Consider the following 18,714-nt stretch of genomic DNA (forward strand, 5'->3'; position numbering starts at 1 on the left):
CTTTCGCTTAATTTTTTATCAAATTGCATTGGTTAAATTCATTACGATCTGAACAATTTGGTAAAAGTTGATCTTTTATTGAACTCTTTGTCAGCTTAAAAAATCTAGCAAAAAATTTAGCATCCAGCTCTTTCTGAGCTTTTCTCTCAAAGCACAAGTGTTGCTGTGATTTTTCGATAAAATCATCAAGATTATGTATCAACTGTAAGATTGCAACATAATTAGAATGTACACGTAAGCATGGCTCCGTTTGCATTAATAGCAATATTTTTTGCCAAATTTTCACATAGATTATTTTGAACTTTGCTTGTACTACTACTTTCTGGCTCTGTTTAATCTTTTTGATTTTCAGTAGTTCTGAGTTAATTTTTACTATCTTAAATTGAACATTTTGTCGCTCAAAGCAAAAGGGCATGATAAATTGCCCCATAAATATCTCTATATTTTTTACTAAATAGTCAAATTTTAACATTTTTATCGATATAAAAAATGAGCATATCTTTGTATATTAAAATTCATTTAATTTATCAACTAAATTTTCTCAAAATTACAATTATCAACAAATACATATGGTTTACTTATCATGGGTGGTCTAAATTTTAAAAATTCTTCCACTTTTTTTTAGTTTTCTGTTATTACATGAAACAATACCGTTGTATTACATTTTGAAATGCTGTGTATGCAGCATTGATCAAAAAGATTCTCTGCTATACTTACTTCACGTGTAGCATCAATGGAGTTTCGAAATGCTCAGAACCACTGAACAGAAAAAAAAATATATTCAAGCGACACGTGCGCAAAACTATCAAGCCAGCCTAAAGCTTGAAGGCATTACAACGACAGCTCAAACAAATCAACAAAGTAAAGCTGAAATCTTGCAAAAATATAAGAAGTATTCGCAACCCGAAACTTAGTCAGGTGCATGTATGGATAAATATGGGGAAATGGGTGACAGCCTGTATTGTTACCCTGGCACAAATATCCTAAAGAACAAACTCAATATTCATGATGAACAAATTTTAGAACAAGCTGAACTAGAACTGTCTGGATTGGCAAGTAACTTAATTGAATATGCTGAACCACCTTACGACTTACAATACTTAAAATCAATTCATGCGCAGCTCTTTGGCGACTTATACGACTGGGCAGGAAAGTTAAGACAAATCGATATTTCCAAAGGTGACACCCGTTTTTGTAATTTTTCCCGTATTGAAATTGAAACCAATAAACTACTCAAACCGCTTCAAGAAAAAAAATACTTTCAAGGCTTAGCACCACAACAACTGATTCCTCAACTTGCCGACTTGTATTGTGAGCTTAATGTCATACACCCATTCCGTGAAGGTAATGGACGTACACAACGGATTTTCTTTGAGCATCTGATTGCTCATTGTGGTTATGGTATTGATTGGTCTCGCATTGACTCTCAACAACAATGGATTCAAGCCAATATTGAAGGTTTTTATGGTAATTTAAATCCATTAATTAAGATTTTTGAAATATGCTTTATTCAAAATACCTAAAATTTAAGTAGTCGAAGCCCACAATCCTTAATGAGCCATCATCTTTGCTTCAATCCACTGATTAATTTCCCAAATAAACCAACAATCACGATTCTTAGAAATCTTAATACTCTTCGGGTAATTTAGGGTAAGCGTCCGCTGAACACACCTTATGAATTCATCCTATAAGCCTTAATTTAGTCCCCACTTAAAAACAAGTGGGGACTAAAATTTATGACTACAAATCACCAGACATCCATCGCATCTCTTGCGAAAAAACGAAGAACATACAGTGCTGAATTTAAACAGCAGATCGTTCAGGCTTGTAAAGCACCGGACGTTTCAATTGCTTCGGTCGCTTTGCAACATGGATTGAATACAAATCTTGTATCCAAATGGATTCGCTTAATTGATGGTAAGCCAGGGAATGATCGCTCACCACTACCGAATAAACCTGCATTTATTGCCTTATCTTGCTCTGCACCATTAGATCCTACTCCTACTGACATGTTAACGGTTCAAATTACTTTACCCCACTCAAAAGCAGAAATTGGCTTGAAATGGCAAGTATCAGAAATATCTGCTTTAGCAGAATTACTCAAGGCACTTGCAACATGATCCGCATTGATGAAATCTGGCTTTCTACCCAACCTCTGGATATGCGAGCAGGGATGGATACTATCATGGCTCAGGTGGTGAGAGCCTTTGGCTACATTAAACCGCATTGTGCTTACCTGTTCTGTAATAAACGTGGCCATCGCATGAAAGTGCTGGTACATGATGGACTGGGCATCTGGCTGTGTGCCCGGCGGCTGGAACAGGGAAAATTCCACTGGGCGCAGGTTCACCAGGGTGAAAGCATGGCGATCAGTCCGGAACAGTTACAGGCACTGATCCAGGGTTTACCTTGGCAGCGCATTGGACGACAGCAGGTGGTGACGATGCTCTAAACTAGGCTGTTCCATTCTGCTATTCTCCAAACGTTCTATTTCCTCTGCGTCATGACCTCAGGCATACTGCGGTCATGAATACGCTGCCAGACTTAAGCCAACTGACCCATGAACAACTGCTGGAATTTACCAGACAGTTGGCAATGCAGCATCAGTCTCTGGCACAATCAAATCAAGAATTAGAAAAATCAAACCAGCAATTGGATGCCAAAGTTCAACATCTTTCCATTCTCACGCAAAAATACGAGCATGAGCTCGCACTATTTAAACAGCACAAATTTGGCAGTAAAAACGAACATCTCACCACAAAACAAATCCACCTATGGGACGAAGCGGTCGAAGAAGATATCGCAGCAGTTGATTTGGAACTGGAGCGGCTGAATGCAGATAAAACCGATGCAGCGACAGAGAAAGCCACAGTCAACAAACCTAAACGTCGACTGCTGCCAGATCATCTACACACCATCCGTATTGAGCATGAACCTGCATCAACCCAATGCAGTTGTGGCTGCCAGTTACGTCGTATCGGCGAAGATATCAGTGAAAAACTGCATTTCAGACCAGCACAGTTCTACAAGGAACAGCATGTCCGTGGCAAATGGGTCTGTGATCAGTGCGACACTCTGACTCAGCAAGCGATGCCCGCCTATGTGATTGATAAAGGCATTGCTTCACCTGAACTGCTCAGCCATGTGCTGGTATCGAAGTATGCCGATCATTTGCCGCTGTACCGTCAGCGCCTGATCTATCAGCGGGCGGGCATTGATCTGTCCAGATCTACTTTATCTGACTGGATTGGTCGCTGCGGTGTGGAACTGGAACCTCTGGCCAATGCCTTAAAAGAGGTGGTGCTGCAACAGCAGGTGCTGCATGCAGATGAAACACCAGTCACCATTATGCGGATGGATGATGATGAGAAAAAACCGAAGAAAGGTTATGTCTGGGCCTATGCCACCACACAGTACAATCCAGTTCAAGCGGTGATCTATGACTTTCAGGATAGCCGTTCAGGCCAGCATGCTGCAGAGTTCTTGAAAGGCTGGCAGGGTTATCTAGTCTGTGATGATTACAGTGGTTATAAAGCACGCTTTAAATCAGGCCAGGTGATTGAGGTGGGCTGCATGGCCCATGCGCGTCGTAAATTCCATGAACTGCATGTGACCAAAAAAAGTCAGGTCGCTGAACAGGCATTAGTGCTGATTCAGAAACTGTATGCCATAGAAGCAGAACTCAGGAAAAAGACCGATAGTACAGCAGAACAGCGCCGCGAATACCGACAACAGCACAGCCAACCGGTGATGCAACAACTATATGAATGGCTCAACCAACATTATCTGACGGTACCATCGAGTTCTCCCACCGCCAAGGCCATCAATTACACGCTGAAGCGTTGGTCAGCTTTAAGCCGCTATCTGGATGATGGCAATCTACCCATTGACAATAACTGGGCAGAGAACTCAATGCGTCCCTGGGCATTGGGACGAAAGAACTGGCTATTTGCAGGTTCGCTGCGTAGTGGTCAACGAGCGGCCAATATCATGACTTTAATCCAGTCAGCAAAGCTGAATGGGCTGGATCCGTATGCCTATCTCAGTGATGTGCTGAAAAGGCTGCCGACACATAAAGCGACCCAAATAGAAGAATTACTGCCACATCGCTGGAAATCCAACTCAAATTAAAAAATAGGCATGGGGTTCAGCGGACGCTTACATAGATTGTTAACTTAGATAGACTTTTAAGCAATGTAACTTGCCGCATGTTTATCAACATATGTCTCAAAAAAGTCTGCCCATACATAGATTTATGGCGTTTAGTGCTTAAATTTCAGATTAATCTTCGTCTGATGACCTGAATGGATGTTACAGATTACATGCAGGTGAATTACTCTGTGGCTGTATCATGGCTTTTGTGCAATCCAATCCATTTGATCCGAATGTTCTCTTTTGCAATAAAGCAGCCTCTTCTGCTTTTCCTGAACCAACGAACTATGTCATTGATTTGATTCAACCGACAACAGTGATGCTGAATCAAATCTCCAAAGAAGGGATTAAATGCAAGAAATATGGTAAGAAAAAGATAGGGGATGGAAGTTATTATCCGTCTAATTGGAACCAGCCCATGAGTCGAGATCAGTTGAGTAAGAATCATTTTAAATGAATAAGAGAAGGATGGCTTACCTCACTTCTCCGAATAACAATGCTATGCTTTTCAACCAAGGTTATAAATTGGCAACTACATTTCATTCTTCTTCATGCTGGTCCTATAGCCTGTAGACAATTACTACATCATTTGCATTCAATGCTCAATACAGCCTGTCAGCAGAACCGCAGCGATACTTTTTTTCGTGCATACATGTAGTGTTTAAATCCATTCATTTTTCAATGATCCTCTGCCGTTTATCACATTTATGGTCGATCTTTAACCTTGTGAAAAATGCACATACCGATCCCTTCAAACTGTCAAATTTATGTATGCATGACATTTAAAGAAAATTATCTGATCAATTTTTTTAGGTAAAATTCATCAAGAAAAAAGTTATTATTATTCATAACATCACCAATAACCACATAAAAACAATAATTTAATAAATTATTCTTCCAATTTTTTTATATTTAGTGTTATTACCCGAAGCACGGTCAACAAAAATCCGGTCGACCTCAATTCCTTCAAGTTGACGTCCAGTGTTTTGCTCGACAGAACTTACCCGGACATACCCTACTTTTTGGCCTTTCACTTTTTCACGCCCCAATTGGATAAAAATGAACAATTTCGTAAATTATAAATCTTTAACACTAAAGTTACATGTTACTTATGATTAAAAATCATTTAAATGATACATAATTTCATGAACTTTCAGATTGTAACTTTAGGGTATACTTTAAAGTTACACAAAACATCTATATGAAGACTAAAGTCCAAATTAGTGTTTATGTTGGTTCAATGTATTACATTTCGTATTTTCTATTTGTAACGTAATTTCAGTAATATTATGATTATGTTTTAGAACTTCTAAGGCCTTTTGATAGAGTTGATCTGTATTGCTATTCGGAGCAACCAAATGAGCAGTTAAATGAATATTTCTTGAGGATATAGCCCAGACTTTCAACTGATGAATCCCTTCAACGCCCTCTAGCTTCAATAAATCATTTCTTAACGACTCAATATCAATCTCATCAGGAACTCCTTCAAGCAGAATATGAATACTTTGTTTTAATAAAATCCAAGTTCGAGGTAAGACCCAGAAGCCAATTAACACAGCGATTACGGTATCAACCCACATCCACTGGGTAAAATAAATAACTATTCCTCCGATAATCACGCCTATCGATCCTAGAGCATCACTAAGAACTTCTAAATATGCACCTTTTATATTTAGACTTCCTTCAGCACTAGCAGAAAGGATTTTCATTGAAATCAAATTTATGACCAAACCAATGACCGCGACAATCATCATTCCAACACTTTGAATTTCAGCAGGGTTCGTAAAACGTTGATAAGCTTCATATACAATATATATTGCTACCACAAAAAGCATCACCGCATTAAACAGAGCCGCTAAAATTTCAAATCGCTGATAGCCAAAAGTTCTTTTATCATCTGCGGCTTTTTTACCAATTTTGATAGCGGCAAGAGCAATAGCTAAAGCGGCTACATCAGTAAACATATGAGCTGCATCAGATAACAAAGCCAAACTTTGGGTAATAAAAGCAGCGACAACTTCTACTATTAAAAAAGTAGTCGTTAAACCTAAGGCAACCATTAACTTCTTACTATTTTCTTCAGTAACAACCGCATGGCCATGATCATGATGTTCTGACATAAAATATTTTCCTTATTCTATTTATGATGAGCAGAGATATTGGATAACAGCCAATATCTCTGCTGTAAATCGACTAATCTATTGGATTAAGAAACTTTCTTTTCATTTATCCAACGATAAAGCACGGGTAACAGCACCAAAGTTAGTAATGTTGAAGAGATAATCCCGCCAATCACTACGGTTGCCAGTGGCCGTTGAACCTCAGCCCCTGTTCCGGTTGCCAGCGCCATTGGTACAAAACCCAGTGAAGCCACACAAGCTGTCATCAACACTGGTCTTAAGCGCAAAATAGCCCCTTGCCACACGGCTTTATGCACTGGATATTTGTCCCTTAATTCCTTAATAAAGGTCAGCATTACCAGTCCATTGAGGACTGCAACACCAGATAAGGCAATAAAGCCAATTCCAGCTGACATCGATAATGGAATATCCCTTAGCCAAAGGAACAGCACACCACCGGTCAAGGCAAAGGGTACCCCGGTAAAGACCAATAGACTTTCTTTGACATTGTGAAAGACCGCCATCAGTAAAATAAAGATAGTGATTAAAGCCAGTGGAATCACGATTTGCATCCGTGCTTTGGCTGAAGCCAAATTTTCAAACTGACCTCCATATTCTATCCAATAACCACTTGGCAAAGTGTATGCTTTGAGCTGTGTCTGTACATCAGAAACAAAAGACCCTAAATCACGCCCTTCAACATTCGTTGTAACCACAACTCGGCGTTTACCATTTTCTCGACTGACTTGGTTGATTCCTTCAATGGTCGAGACTTGCGCGACATCCGACAATAAAATACTGCCACCATTTGGAAGCTGAATAGGTAACTGGGAAACAGATGCGACACTACGGTCTTGCTCTCCAAGACGGATAACAAAATCAAAACGACGATCGCCTTCTAAAATCTCTCCCACGCTTTGTCCACCAATACTTGCAGCCACCACATCCTGAATAGATTTCACACTCAAGCCATACTGGGCAGCTAAAGCTTTATCAATCTCTACATTGAGTAAAGGCAGACCCGAAGTTTGTTCAACTTTCACCGCACTGCTACCTGCGACTTGCTGAATGATTTTCGCGATTTTTGCAGCCTCAGTATTCAAAACCTGCATGTCATCACCAAAAACCTTCACCCCCACATCACTGCGTATACCTGAAATCAGTTCATTAAAACGTAGCTCAATAGGCTGAGAAAACTCACTGTTATTGCCGGGAATTGTCGCAAGATAAGCTTCCATTCGGGTTCGAAGTGCATCTAGGCTTTCTTTTGAATCTGGCCATTCCTCACGTGGTTTCAGCATGATATAACCATCGGAAATATTCGGTGGCATCACATCTGTCGCCACTTCAGCAGTCCCGGTACGGGCAAATATAGCTTTAATTTCGGGAAAGTTTTTCAGTAAAAGCTTTTCGGTATTTTCCTGAATACGTAAAGACTCTTCCAAGCCTGTGCTTGGAGAACGTAATTGCTGTACCGCAAAATCACCTTCACTCAGCTGGGGTGCAAACTCACTGCCAATCTTCGTGCTGAGCAGACCCGTAATGACCAGGAGACAAATGGCAAAAGTTAAAACCACCGCTTTGTAATGATAGGCTCCATCCAATATCTGTTGATATCGGGTTTTGAGCCAGATCATCCAACGGCTTTCCGTTTCTTTGATCTCCCCTTTAACCCATAAAGCAACTGCAGCGGGCACAAAGGTGATCGATAAAATAATAGCTGCCACCAGTGCGAGAACAACGGTTAAAGCCATCGGATGAAATAGTTTTGCTTCTACACCACTTAAAGCAAAAATCGGCAAATACACCACCAAAATAATAAGCTGACCAAAAATAAGAGGACGACGTGCTTGGCGGGCAGCCAGAAAAACTTCCTTAAAGCGTTCACTTTGTGTGAGAGGTCGTTTTAACAGTTGCTGTGTATGGGCTAAACGCCGGATACAGTTTTCGACAATCACCACAGCACCATCGACAATGATGCCGAAATCGAGTGCACCTAAACTCATCAGATTGGCACTGATATTTTTCTGTGCCATCCCGGTTAAGGTAAACAGCATAGAGAGTGGAATGACACAGGCAGTAATCAAGGCAGCACGGATATTCCCTAAAAACAGGAACAGAATGATGATGACCAGGATTGCTCCCTCTACCAAGTTTTTCTGAACGGTTTTAATCGCCTTCTCAACCAAGGTAGTACGGTCGTACACCGTTTCAATCACTACCCCTTTAGGCAAACTATTCTGAATATCTTGAAGCTTGGCATCCACAGCTTTAGAAACAGTCCGGCTATTTCCACCCATCGCCATCATGGCAATCCCTAAAACGGTTTCTTTGCCGTTATAGGTTGCCCCACCGGTTCTTAAATCATGCCCAATAGAGACTTGCGCAATATCACCAACCCGAATTGGGCTGCCATTTGGGCTACCCAGCATGGTGTTCTCAATATCAGAAAGCCCATTGAATGTACCCGGTACACGTACCGTCAATTGCTGACCATTGTCTTCAATATAACCTGCACCTCGGTTCTCATTATTTTGCGCTAAAGCCTGTTGCAGTTGTTCTAATGAGATATTCAGTTGCTGCATCCGGTTTAAATCGGGAGAGACCACATAGGTTTTTTCAAAACCACCAATACTGTTGACCTCTGCAACTCCCTTAACACGTTGCAGTTGAGGACGCACAATCCAGTCCTGAATCTCACGCAAATCCATCGGCGTGTATGCAGTTCCATCCGGCTTTTTCGCATTCGGATCTGCCTTCAGTACCCATTGATAAATCTCACCGAGACCCGTAGAAACGGGGGACATCGTCGGTGCGATTTGTGCAGGCAACTCAGATTGCGCCTCCTGTATCCGTTGGTTAATCTGCTGACGGGCCCAATAAATATCAGTCCCATCTTTAAAGACAATGGTGACTTGAGAGAGTCCATAACGGGATATGGAACGGGTAAGCTCCAGATCCGGAATGCCAGCCATGGCATTTTCAATGGGATAGGTAATCCGCTGTTCGACTTCAAGCGCAGTAAAACCCTTGGCTTGAGTATTAATCTGGACTTGGGTATTGGTAATATCGGGTACAGCATCAATCGGGAGTTTCTGATAGCTATACACCCCGACCGCAATCCAGGTACAGACAAAGAGCAACACCCAAATCGCATTTTGTATGGAAAACTGAATGATTCGTTCGAATAAACCTTCTGGTTTTGGCAGATCAGAATTAATGTTCATGGCCTGCCTCGTCTTTTTCTAATTCAGATTTCAACAAGAAACTGCCTTGAGCGATATACTTCTGCCCTTCAGTCAGCCCAGAAATCACTTCAAGCCATTGTCCATCACTTGAAGCCTGCCCCAATTGCACTTTCTGTGCTTTTAAGTGGACTTGACCTTTTTGTTCTGAATCTACGATGAAAATACTGTCTTCACCTTCAATACTTTGCAGCGCAGACTTTTGAATCCGAAGGGCTGATTTTGCTGTAGCTTCCGGAATCAACACTCTCACTAACACATTAGAACGCAACTCAGTAGCTTGCGCATCGAGTTTTGCGCGCACCACCAGACGCCCTGTTTGTACATCTGCCTGAGAGGTTAAGCTTTGTACAGTAGCTTTATAGATTTGATCTGAATCATTCACTTTAAAGTCAATTTTTTGCCCGGCTTGCAGTTGACCTGAGAATTGATTCGGCAAATTAAACTCAAGCCATAAATCTTTCAGCTGTTCAATGACAAAGAGCTGATTAGCCAGTTGCACATTTTCACCGACCACAATATCTTTTTGACTGATCACCCCAGAGATCGGTGCTTTAATCAGAAAACGCCCATTGTTATTGCCACTTGCACCTAATGCATTTAAACGTGCTTGTGAGGACTGGACAGTAATCTGCGCTTGACGGTAGGCATTTTCGGCACGCTGGTAATCCTGTTTGGCAGAAATCCCCTGTGACCAGAGTTGCTGTTCGCGCTGGTAATCTTTACGGGCCAAATCCAGATTCACCTGTGCCATACGCAGATTTGCCTGTTGGTCGATCAGTTCAGGCACGATTAGTACAGCCAGCGTTTGTCCTTTTTGCACGCTCTGTCCTAAAGCCACATTGACCTGCTCGACATGACCACTAAAATTAGGCGATATATGCGCTTGTTGATCGGTATTCACCACCAATTTACCTGGCAGGGTTGTCAGCTTTTCAACCAATCCTGTGGATGCAACAGCAACTTTTAAACCTTGTTCAACCATTTGTTGGCTGGTCAGTTGTATTTCGCCTTCTTCAGCATGTCCTTCTTCAGAACTATCTTCATCAGAATGTTCGGCATTTCCCTCATCATGACCATGCCCCTCAGATTCAGTTTTTTTTGAACTTAACCAAATAACCAGACTGACCAAGACCGTAATCAGAATCAAAATTGCAATCATGAGAGACTGGGATATTTTTCCGTTTTGCTTGGCGTTCATTTTATCGTGCTCCCCCATTGATTAAATTTTGCGATGCTTCGACTGCCTTTTTATTCAGTTGTGTATAGGCATCCGAACGGCTAATTTCTTCATAACTTGTGCCAATACTGAGTGCCTCAGCTGCGAGGGCAGTTTGCCAAGCTTGACGTAGAATTTGTAATTGACCCAATCGAAGATTCTGCAGTTGGGTGGTTGCTTGCTGAACGTCGGTAATGGACAGTTTCCCTGCCTGAAACCCTTGTAAAGTACGGCTCTGAACTTTGGTCGCCAAAGTAACTTGTGCTGTTGTGGCATCGAACTGGCTACGTAAACCTTTGAGCTGATGCACGCTGTTGGCAATATTGAGTATTTGTTGCTTCAGCTCACGCTGCTGCTGTTGGTTCAGCAATATTTGCTGTTGCTGGACCATCGGGATCGCATATTGCTGGCGGTTGAAAATATTCAGTGGAATAGCCACGCCGATTGCCAAAGTCGTATCGTTGCTTTCATTAGGGGTTTTGCTACGTTTCATGCCTACATTTAAAGTCGGATTGGGACGTGCCTGAATTCTTAAATTTTCAATTTGATGATCCGATTGCTGAATGTTCAAGGCATAGAATTTTTCTAGCCACCCTTCAGCAATATACCGTTGCACAGTTTGGAGACTTTGCTCTGGCCAAGGGATAGCGGTTTTATTCAATTGAAGATGTGAAGATGTTTCTCCCCCCCACAAATTAGACAGCTGACGACCGGCAGCTTGTTTATTCAGCATCGCTTGCTGATAAAGTCGTTGGATTTCTAGCGCTTCAATTTGGGTACGCTCAAAATCAACCAGGGCAATACTGCCTGCCTGATAGCGTTTCTGGGCACTGTCCAGATTGGCTTTACTTGTTTTTAACTGTACTGAATAAGCAGACTGCTCAACCTCAGCAAGTGCAAATTGCGACCATGCAAATTTAACAATCAGTTGGCTTTGTGCCTTCCATAATTGCTGTTGCAATTGGATTTGTTGATTCGAGGTATTGGCAATCACCCGGTTCAGCTTACGCTGACCAAATAGATCTAGAGGTTGACTAACGCCAACATTGAATTCCTGTTCTTGACCTGAGCCAAAGCCAGACTGTTCTAAACTTATACTTGGATTCTGCCATAACCGACTTTGCTGAATATTCAATTCAGATATTTGCTGAACTTGTTGCCACAGCTTGTCTTGAGTCTGGTAACTTTGTACTTTTGCTAAAGCGGATTCAAAGCTGGTAACGTTTTCAGCATAGCTATATTGCATAGCCGCTGCACATATACAAGCAACCAAGCTATGACGCAAGAGTATAATTGATTGTGAAGACATGATTTTTCCCACTTATTTAAATAATAAAAGTGGTGGGAATGTTTTAGGCTACCCCACCATGAGCGGGGAAAATTCGGGAGGTGGGCTTTGTTGAAACAGGTCAGGAGCCTGATAGCTGTTTTTCCAATGAAATTGTGGATTCACTTTAACTTCAGAGCTTGGATGAAACACATCTACTTTTTCATTTTGTACAATCAAATGCGTCATCGATGGTAGATGATCTTGATGATCTTCACCGATTTCTAAATCGCTACTGAATGTTTTTATGTTTTCTGACTGTCCATTATGATCGTGTTGACGACTATCGCTGGCACACAAGGTATTTTGGTGATGACCAAAATGATAACTCTGCTGTGATTGAGGCTGTTGTTCATGGACACAAAAGGCCGCCGCCACATTCCAAAAGCTTTGGAACATGAACAATCCAACCAAGACTGTAATCCATGTAGTAGAACGCATCATCATAACAATCGAAAAATTTGTACCAAGTATAAGGCTTAGAGCCACTCCAAGGTCAAGCTTAATAAATTAAATTAAACATTCAATGAACACTGAATAGCCGGCACTTTTGCAAATTTACCTTGTCTCTATAAGCTCACATCAATTTCAGGTAAGAATAACAATAGATAGTGAACCGTACCGGGTTTGTCGGAGACTTTTTATTTAAGTTAGGCCACCTGACCTAACGGGTTAATCTTATCATTGTACATTGCTTCAAACTCAAAAGGCGATACATTGTCAACGGCATTCTAAAATTGACCCCTTTTACCTTACAAATGGCAAAGTAAAATTGCCCCCTGAAATCAGAGAAAGAGCGGTTCAATTATTGATTGAATCTGAAAAAGATTATCCTTCTACTTGGGCAGCAATCACAGCTATTGATCCTAAAATCGGTTGTACTCCTGAAACATTGCGTGTTTGGTATCAAAAATATTTAGATCAACAAAATCCTGTCAAAGTACAACAGATATCTGATCAAAAAAAATGAAGGGTAATCCCCCCTAAAATACTAGCTCTTTAAAAGAGGCAGTATTATGCTTTTACAACATGGTGTTTAACTTGAGAAACTGAATTTAAAACAATCTACTGTAACTCTTCCAGACAGATATGAAATTAATCCACCCCTAACCCTTTAAACACCGCATCCACCGGATCTGCATAAAAGCTGGTCTGGAACTTGGTAAACAGTTCCACAGGAATCGTTGGGATATCTGCCGCACTACTCATTGGTAAAGCAACCTTCTTGGCACCCGCATCAAAAGCAACTTGCAGACATTCGGCAATACTTTCCACCGGTGTCACTGAACCACCCAAGCTCATATCACCCAGTACCACCATCTGACTTTGTACCGATCGTCCTAAGAGGCCAGAAGCGAAAGCCACTAAACTTGGCAGAGCAAGATGGCTGAGCGGGCCGGTATTCTGTAATTCCACCACATGTAAGTGGAAATCATGTTCCAGCACCTTACTGCCCCCCGAGATCCGGGATGCATTGGCCTTGAAGTAATCAAAAGCAATCTTGACCTGTTCTTTGGCACTACTTGAATTCCATAAGCCAGATGTCGCCAATTTTCCTGAACCTTTAGTGACTTGAAGTTCTAAGCGGTATAAGCCTGGCATGCCCTTATTACTGAGGCCAATGGTATACAGGAAGCCTGGTTTAGCAGGACCTTCGGGAATAAGTCCACCTCCACCCTGCTCTTTTACCGAAACAAAATGCTCTTCTAGGGTGTCATTGTCGATATAGCTAAAATGCACATCATAGAATTCCATCCCCCCAATTTTTTTCAGCTGTTCTTTGACCCGACGGCGCACCTGCAGCGCATATTCCAGGCATTGCCGTACATCTTCTTTGTTAAATTGACCATGTGGGTAGAGCAGCTTCATCAATCCAGAAACCGTCTTGCGAACGGCAATCACATCACGCTGATTCAGGTTATTCCCTAGCTTAAAGTACTTCTCAATGGCATCCGCAAAACTACGCTTACGCATTTCCCGGAAGAACTCAGCCAGATAATCAACGATCAAGCCATAACGGTTGGTAAAGAATTCCGGGCGCATTTTCGGAATTTCCCAACCCGGGATATAGGCATGAAAGCGATCAAAGAATGCTGAATCGATCATGGCTTCAGGAAAAGGAGCCAATAAGTGGCTAGTCTTCACCAAGGATTCAACACTTTGGTTAATATTACCCACAATATTGTAAACAAGACATTTTTATCTTTTATATTCAATGGCTTATTTTCCTGCTAATTGGTAATACCATGAAAAATACCATGCTCAGAAAAGGCTTAACAATATTTTGAAAAATTGCCTACTGAGCGCTGCCGCACAGCTCCATAGGCCGCTTTCCTGGCTTTGCTTCCAGATGTATGCTATTCTGCTCCTGCAGCTAATGGATCACCGCAAACAGGTTACTCGCCTGGGGATTCCCTTTCGACCCGAGCATCCGTATGAGACTCATGCTCGATTATTATTATTATAGAAGCCCCCATGAATAAATCGCTCATCATTTTCGGCATCGTCAACATAACCTCGGACAGTTTCTCCGATGGAGGCCGGTATCTGGCGCCAGACGCAGCCATTGCGCAGGCGCGTAAGCTGATGGCCGAGGGGGCAGATGTGATCGACCTCGGTCCGGCATCCAGCAATCCCGACGCCGCGCCTGTTTCGTCCGACACAGAAATCGCGCGTATCGCGCCGGTGCTGGACGCGCTCAAGGCAGATGGCATTCCCGTCTCGCTCGACAGTTATCAACCCGCGACGCAAGCCTATGCCTTGTCGCGTGGTGTGGCCTATCTCAATGATATTCGCGGTTTTCCAGACGCTGCGTTCTATCCGCAATTGGCGAAATCATCTGCCAAACTCGTCGTTATGCATTCGGTGCAAGACGGGCAGGCAGATCGGCGCGAGGCACCCGCTGGCGACATCATGGATCACATTGCGGCGTTCTTTGACGCGCGCATCGCGGCGCTGACGGGTGCCGGTATCAAACGCAACCGCCTTGTCCTTGATCCCGGCATGGGGTTTTTTCTGGGGGCTGCTCCCGAAACCTCGCTCTCGGTGCTGGCGCGGTTCGATGAATTGCGGCTGCGCTTCGATTTGCCGGTGCTTCTGTCTGTTTCGCGCAAATCCTTTCTGCGCGCGCTCACAGGCCGTGGTCCGGGGGATGTCGGGGCCGCGACACTCGCTGCAGAGCTTGCCGCCGCCGCAGGTGGAGCTGACTTCATCCGCACACACGAGCCGCGCCCCTTGCGCGACGGGCTGGCGGTATTGGCGGCGCTGAAAGAAACCGCAAGAATTCGTTAACTGCACATTCGGGATATTTCTCTATATTCGCGGTTCAGCAGGCATGTCCCCTTTGAGGGCGACCCGACGACAGGATAATCGACCTTATGGTGCGCAAATATTTCGGCACAGACGGTATTCGTGGCAAAGCCAACGAAGGCGCGATGACGGCGGAAACCGCCTTGCGCGTCGGAATGGCGGCTGGCCGTGTCTTTCGTCGCGGTGACCACCGCCATCGTGTCGTGATCGGCAAGGATACGCGCCTGTCGGGCTATATGCTTGAACCCGCGCTCACAGCCGGTTTCACCTCGATGGGCATGGACGTATTCCTTTTTGGCCCGCTGCCGACAACGTATAGGAAGAATAAACGCCCTTTTCACCCAAGTCCAACAGCTTTGGACCGCAGTTGACTCTTTCGACACCCCTGCGATGCAACCCAATCCGGCTGACGGGGAGCCAGCAACGCTGAAAATTTACCCTCCTCTTTCCCACTAGCGGCTCCTTTTCCGACAACCAGCACGGCGGATCCCTGCCGCGGCGCTGTGAACGCAGCATTTTGATTGGTATCGTTGGCCTTCAGGCTCGTCAGTCAAACAGACCCAGGAGCAGCTCAGCCGGTGGCGCCCGGCTTTCGGGTAACGCCCTGGTCCCGCTGGTTTCGGCTTTGTGCTTCAGGTGATCAAGGATCTGCTTGATCACTATAGGGTCTTCAATGCAGGCGATGACTTTCATGGCGCCGCCGCAGCCGCTGCAGGTCTCGATGTCGATATTGAAAACACGCTTGAGCCGTTGCGCCCATGTCATCGACGCTCGCCGTTGTGCTGGTGTTGCCGGTTCATCAGCCACCCTGACCTTGTTGCCCCTGCCCCGTTTTGCCGGCGTGACCAACGCCCGGTGCCGACTGTTGGGTGCGAACACCCCGTGGAAGCGGGTTAGGTTGACTCTGGGCTTCGGTACCAGGGCGGCCAGCCTTGCAATGAAATCCAATGGTTCGAAAATGACGTGCGTGGTGCCGTCCCGGTACGGCGTCTTGAGCTGGTAGCGCACGTTGCCGCCTCGTGTTAACGACAGCCGCTTCTCGGATACCGCCGGGCGGCTGATGTACCGGCACAGCCGTTCGAGCTTCTTGCGTTCATCGGCCCTGGCCGCCACGCCGGCGTGCAGGCTGGACCCGGCTACCTTGCCAATCCCGTCACCGAACGGATCACCACTGGTCGGCAGAGTTTGCAAAGTGAACACCTTTCGCCCCGCCTGTGAACCGACAGCGATACGGTAAGTGATCGAGTGCCCCAGCAGGGGTGTCATCGGGTCGTCATCCACCGCATCCGAGGCCAGATAGCTGTTTTCGACATCCCGTTCCAGCAGGCCTTGCCGTTCCAGATAGCGACCCACCCGGTGGGCGATGGTGTGCGTCAGCTGGGTGAGCTCTGGGCTGGTCGGCGCCTTGACCCAGCGGAAACGCGCTGAGCCGTGGGATTGCTCGACATACACACCGTCGAGAAACAGCATGTGGAAGTGAACATTCAGATTGAGCGCCGATCCAAAACGCTGGATCAGGGTGACCGCGCCCGTCTTGGCCACTTGGTGGGTATGGCCCGCTTTCTTGACCAGGTGCGTGGCAATGACGCGGTAAACGATGCCCAGCACCCACCCCATGATCTCGGGCCGGCTGGCAAACAGGAAACGCAGCTGAAACGGGAAGCTCAACACCCACTGACGCATGGGTTGTTCAGGCAGTACTTCATCAACCAGCAAGGCGGCACTTTCGGCCATCCGCCGCGCCCCACAGCTCGGGCAGAAACCGCGACGCTTACAGCTGAAAGCGACCAGGTGCTCGGCGTGGCAAGACTCGCAGCGAACCCGTAGAAAGCCATGCTCCAGCCGCCCGCATTGGAGAAATTCTTCAAATTCCCGTTGCACATAGCCCGGCAATTCCTTTCCCTGCTCTGCCATAAGCGCAGCGAATGCCGGGTAATACTCGTCAACGATCTGATAGAGAAGGGTTTGCTCGGGTCGGTGGCTCTGGTAACGACCAGTATCCCGATCCCGGCTGGCCGTCCTGGCCGCCACATGAGGCATGTTCCGCGTCCTTGCAATACTGTGTTTACATACAGTCTATCGCTTAGCGGAAAGTTCTTTTACCCTCAGCCGAAATGCCTGCCGTTGCTAGACATTGCCAGCCAGTGCCCGTCACTCCCACTCGATTGTAAACAAGCACACAAAACCCTTTAGTGACAACAATTTGCAAGAACTATCAGGCTCAGTGCCATGAAAAATACCATGACCAGATCATGAGGTTGAACACGGCTTGCGCCGGCAGCGTTCACGCTCCTGGTCGGCGATCTCGCCCGGCTGCAATGCTAGCTCAGCATCGGTCATGCGCTCCAGCACGTCGCGTAGGCGGATGGTGCAAGGAATGGGCGGCAGCTCGAACTCATAGCCGCCGGCGATCATTTCGGCCGCAATCTCCTCGGTGATGAAAAACGGCTCGTCGTCTTGGTTCGGCTTCTTCATGCCCTTTCCTCCTGGCGCTCATCCTGGCCGACAGCGGCCAGGGCATCGGCTTCCGTCAATGCGTCCTCCACGAACGCGCCGTGCTGCTTCGCTTCGGCCTGGCTGACCTCGGCCCATATCCGTTTCACCTGGGCCGCACTGTACCCGGCCAGCTCGGCGGTCTTGTTGATGCTGTAGCCGGACTTGCGCAGCGCGACAACTTGGGCGCGGCGCTTCGGATCAGCACGGCGGCCCTTGTACCGCCCGGCCTGGCGGGCCAACTCAATGCCTTGGCGCTGGCGTTCGCGCCTGTCCTCGTAGTCGTCGCGGGCCATCTGCAAGGCCAGGCGAAAAAGCATGATCTGCACGGCTTCCAGCACGATCTTGGCGACGCCCTGGGCCTCGGCCGCCAGGTCGGATAGATCGACCACGCCAGGGACGGCCAGGCGTGCGCCTTTGGCCTGTATCGAGGCCACCAGGCGCTCGGCCTCGGGCAAAGGTAGGCGGCTGATGCGGTCGATCTTCTCGGCAATGACCACCTCGCCGGGCTGTAGGTCGCCGATCATGCGCAGCAGCTCAGGCCGGTCGGCGCGTGCGCCGGATGCCTTCTCACGGTAGATGCCGGCGACGTAGTAGCCGGCGGCCTTCGCGGCCGTAGTGATCGCCTCTTGGCGTTCCAAGTCCTGCGCGTCGGTGCTGACGCGCAGATAGACCCGCGCCACCATCGGCGCGGCTACTGGCTTCGTCCTGCGCATACTTGCGGGCTCCTTTGGGCATACTCAAATGCACCCATCTTAAACTGGCAGCTAATGTACAAAAGTTGATAGAAGCACACAAGTTCAATTTTGCACTTCTGCCCCACTATTGCAAAACTGCTTGTTAGTAGCC

Annotated in this window: 16 protein-coding genes and 4 pseudogenes; 9 read left to right on the forward strand and 11 right to left on the reverse strand. The window is 45.8% G+C overall.

Annotated features, from left to right (window positions below):
- Positions 1-7: 7 nt before the first annotated feature.
- Complete coding sequence (locus E5Y90_RS16490) at positions 8-472, reverse strand: hypothetical protein (RefSeq protein WP_000911011.1); 465 nt, start codon at positions 470-472, stop codon at positions 8-10.
- A 274-nt stretch (positions 473-746) separates the two neighbouring features.
- On the opposite strand from E5Y90_RS16490, the gene E5Y90_RS16495 reads away from it, so the two are divergent.
- The 6 genes from E5Y90_RS16495 (at position 747) to E5Y90_RS16520 (ending at position 4,609) form a co-directional block, all read left to right on the forward strand.
- Positions 747-914 (forward strand): YhfG family protein, encoded by a 168-nt coding sequence (locus E5Y90_RS16495; RefSeq protein ID WP_005245168.1) that lies wholly within the window; start codon positions 747-749, stop codon positions 912-914.
- 12 nt (positions 915-926) lie between these two features.
- Positions 927-1,523 carry a putative adenosine monophosphate-protein transferase Fic gene (locus E5Y90_RS16500; protein WP_004658347.1) on the forward strand — a complete coding sequence of 199 codons (597 nt, stop codon included), beginning with the start codon at positions 927-929 and terminating at the stop codon, positions 1,521-1,523.
- Positions 1,524-1,736: 213 nt separating this feature from the next.
- On the forward strand, positions 1,737-2,120 hold the full coding sequence (gene tnpA / locus E5Y90_RS16505; protein WP_004762545.1) for an IS66-like element accessory protein TnpA: 384 nt from the start codon (positions 1,737-1,739) through the stop codon (positions 2,118-2,120).
- On the forward strand, positions 2,117-2,452 hold the full coding sequence (tnpB, locus tag E5Y90_RS16510) for an IS66 family insertion sequence element accessory protein TnpB (RefSeq protein WP_004691519.1): 336 nt from the start codon (positions 2,117-2,119) through the stop codon (positions 2,450-2,452). The genes tnpA and tnpB overlap by 4 nt, the downstream gene beginning before the upstream one ends.
- 74 nt (positions 2,453-2,526) lie before the next feature.
- Complete coding sequence (gene tnpC / locus E5Y90_RS16515; protein WP_150378078.1) at positions 2,527-4,131, forward strand: IS66 family transposase; 1,605 nt, start codon at positions 2,527-2,529, stop codon at positions 4,129-4,131.
- A 220-nt stretch (positions 4,132-4,351) separates the two neighbouring features.
- Positions 4,352-4,609 (forward strand): hypothetical protein, encoded by a 258-nt coding sequence (locus E5Y90_RS16520; protein WP_005245137.1) that lies wholly within the window; start codon positions 4,352-4,354, stop codon positions 4,607-4,609.
- 430 nt (positions 4,610-5,039) lie between these two features.
- Here E5Y90_RS16520 and E5Y90_RS16525 read toward each other — a convergent pair.
- The 6 genes and pseudogenes from E5Y90_RS16525 to E5Y90_RS16550 form a co-directional block, all read right to left on the reverse strand.
- A pseudogene (locus E5Y90_RS16525) lies at positions 5,040-5,186 on the reverse strand (recombinase family protein); the annotation flags it as partial.
- Positions 5,187-5,372: 186 nt separating this feature from the next.
- The gene (locus E5Y90_RS16530; protein WP_150378254.1) at positions 5,373-6,272 is read right to left on the reverse strand and encodes a cation diffusion facilitator family transporter; all 900 of its coding nucleotides are present in this window, start codon (positions 6,270-6,272) and stop codon (positions 5,373-5,375) included.
- A gap of 86 nt (positions 6,273-6,358) precedes the next feature.
- Positions 6,359-9,499: an efflux RND transporter permease subunit gene (locus E5Y90_RS16535; RefSeq protein ID WP_096902762.1), complete on the reverse strand. Its 3,141-nt coding sequence runs from the start codon at positions 9,497-9,499 to the stop codon at positions 6,359-6,361.
- Positions 9,489-10,718, reverse strand: coding sequence for an efflux RND transporter periplasmic adaptor subunit (locus E5Y90_RS16540; protein ID WP_016658777.1), 1,230 nt, complete (start codon positions 10,716-10,718; stop codon positions 9,489-9,491). Before E5Y90_RS16540 ends, E5Y90_RS16535 begins: the two co-directional genes overlap by 11 nt.
- A 1-nt stretch (position 10,719) precedes the next feature.
- A complete protein-coding gene (locus E5Y90_RS16545) occupies positions 10,720-12,045 on the reverse strand; it encodes a TolC family protein (RefSeq protein ID WP_150378253.1) in 1,326 nt (441 codons plus the stop codon).
- A gap of 48 nt (positions 12,046-12,093) precedes the next feature.
- The gene (locus E5Y90_RS16550) at positions 12,094-12,462 is read right to left on the reverse strand and encodes a cation efflux protein, CzcI-like (RefSeq protein WP_005096107.1); all 369 of its coding nucleotides are present in this window, start codon (positions 12,460-12,462) and stop codon (positions 12,094-12,096) included.
- A 337-nt stretch (positions 12,463-12,799) separates the two neighbouring features.
- On the opposite strand from E5Y90_RS16550, the pseudogene E5Y90_RS16555 reads away from it, so the two are divergent.
- Positions 12,800-13,030 (forward strand): annotated as a pseudogene (locus E5Y90_RS16555) (hypothetical protein); the annotation flags it as partial.
- A gap of 128 nt (positions 13,031-13,158) precedes the next feature.
- Here E5Y90_RS16555 and E5Y90_RS16560 read toward each other — a convergent pair.
- Positions 13,159-14,241, reverse strand: a pseudogene (locus E5Y90_RS16560) (BREX system Lon protease-like protein BrxL); the annotation flags it as partial.
- A 297-nt stretch (positions 14,242-14,538) separates the two neighbouring features.
- On the opposite strand from E5Y90_RS16560, the gene sul2 reads away from it, so the two are divergent.
- Together sul2 and glmM are read left to right on the forward strand one after the other, a co-directional pair.
- A complete protein-coding gene (sul2, locus tag E5Y90_RS16565) occupies positions 14,539-15,354 on the forward strand; it encodes a sulfonamide-resistant dihydropteroate synthase Sul2 (protein ID WP_001043260.1) in 816 nt (271 codons plus the stop codon).
- Between the two features lie 86 nt (positions 15,355-15,440).
- Positions 15,441-15,683: pseudogene (gene glmM / locus E5Y90_RS16570) on the forward strand (phosphoglucosamine mutase); the annotation flags it as partial.
- A gap of 235 nt (positions 15,684-15,918) precedes the next feature.
- On the opposite strand, the gene E5Y90_RS16580 reads toward glmM, so the two are convergent.
- The 3 genes from E5Y90_RS16580 to E5Y90_RS16590 all read right to left on the reverse strand — a co-directional run bounded on the left by E5Y90_RS16580 (position 15,919) and on the right by E5Y90_RS16590 (position 18,581).
- Positions 15,919-17,412, reverse strand: a complete 1,494-nt coding sequence (locus tag E5Y90_RS16580; RefSeq protein ID WP_001120888.1) for an IS91-like element ISVsa3 family transposase — start codon at positions 17,410-17,412, stop codon at positions 15,919-15,921.
- A gap of 210 nt (positions 17,413-17,622) precedes the next feature.
- Positions 17,623-17,847 carry a hypothetical protein gene (locus E5Y90_RS16585; RefSeq protein ID WP_000743213.1) on the reverse strand — a complete coding sequence of 75 codons (225 nt, stop codon included), beginning with the start codon at positions 17,845-17,847 and terminating at the stop codon, positions 17,623-17,625.
- Positions 17,844-18,581, reverse strand: a complete 738-nt coding sequence (locus tag E5Y90_RS16590) for a recombinase family protein (RefSeq protein ID WP_001366550.1) — start codon at positions 18,579-18,581, stop codon at positions 17,844-17,846. The genes E5Y90_RS16585 and E5Y90_RS16590 overlap by 4 nt, the downstream gene beginning before the upstream one ends.
- Between the last annotated feature and the right edge of the window lie 133 nt (positions 18,582-18,714).

The organism is Acinetobacter sp. 10FS3-1, assembly GCF_013343215.1.
Classification (GTDB): domain Bacteria; phylum Pseudomonadota; class Gammaproteobacteria; order Pseudomonadales; family Moraxellaceae; genus Acinetobacter; species Acinetobacter lwoffii_C.

Coding starts and splice junctions, on each gene's coding strand:
- E5Y90_RS16490 (WP_000911011.1), bottom strand. CDS start 472: ATGTTAAAATTTGACTATTTAGTAAAAAATATAGAGATATTTATGGGG.
- E5Y90_RS16495 (WP_005245168.1), top strand. CDS start 747: ATGCTCAGAACCACTGAACAGAAAAAAAAATATATTCAAGCGACACGT.
- E5Y90_RS16500 (WP_004658347.1), top strand. CDS start 927: ATGGATAAATATGGGGAAATGGGTGACAGCCTGTATTGTTACCCTGGC.
- tnpA (WP_004762545.1), top strand. CDS start 1,737: ATGACTACAAATCACCAGACATCCATCGCATCTCTTGCGAAAAAACGA.
- tnpB (WP_004691519.1), top strand. CDS start 2,117: ATGATCCGCATTGATGAAATCTGGCTTTCTACCCAACCTCTGGATATG.
- tnpC (WP_150378078.1), top strand. CDS start 2,527: ATGAATACGCTGCCAGACTTAAGCCAACTGACCCATGAACAACTGCTG.
- E5Y90_RS16520 (WP_005245137.1), top strand. CDS start 4,352: ATGGCTTTTGTGCAATCCAATCCATTTGATCCGAATGTTCTCTTTTGC.
- E5Y90_RS16530 (WP_150378254.1), bottom strand. CDS start 6,272: ATGTCAGAACATCATGATCATGGCCATGCGGTTGTTACTGAAGAAAAT.
- E5Y90_RS16535 (WP_096902762.1), bottom strand. CDS start 9,499: ATGAACATTAATTCTGATCTGCCAAAACCAGAAGGTTTATTCGAACGA.
- E5Y90_RS16540 (WP_016658777.1), bottom strand. CDS start 10,718: ATGAACGCCAAGCAAAACGGAAAAATATCCCAGTCTCTCATGATTGCA.
- E5Y90_RS16545 (WP_150378253.1), bottom strand. CDS start 12,045: ATGTCTTCACAATCAATTATACTCTTGCGTCATAGCTTGGTTGCTTGT.
- E5Y90_RS16550 (WP_005096107.1), bottom strand. CDS start 12,462: ATGTTCCAAAGCTTTTGGAATGTGGCGGCGGCCTTTTGTGTCCATGAA.
- sul2 (WP_001043260.1), top strand. CDS start 14,539: ATGAATAAATCGCTCATCATTTTCGGCATCGTCAACATAACCTCGGAC.
- E5Y90_RS16580 (WP_001120888.1), bottom strand. CDS start 17,412: ATGCCTCATGTGGCGGCCAGGACGGCCAGCCGGGATCGGGATACTGGT.
- E5Y90_RS16585 (WP_000743213.1), bottom strand. CDS start 17,847: ATGAAGAAGCCGAACCAAGACGACGAGCCGTTTTTCATCACCGAGGAG.
- E5Y90_RS16590 (WP_001366550.1), bottom strand. CDS start 18,581: ATGCGCAGGACGAAGCCAGTAGCCGCGCCGATGGTGGCGCGGGTCTAT.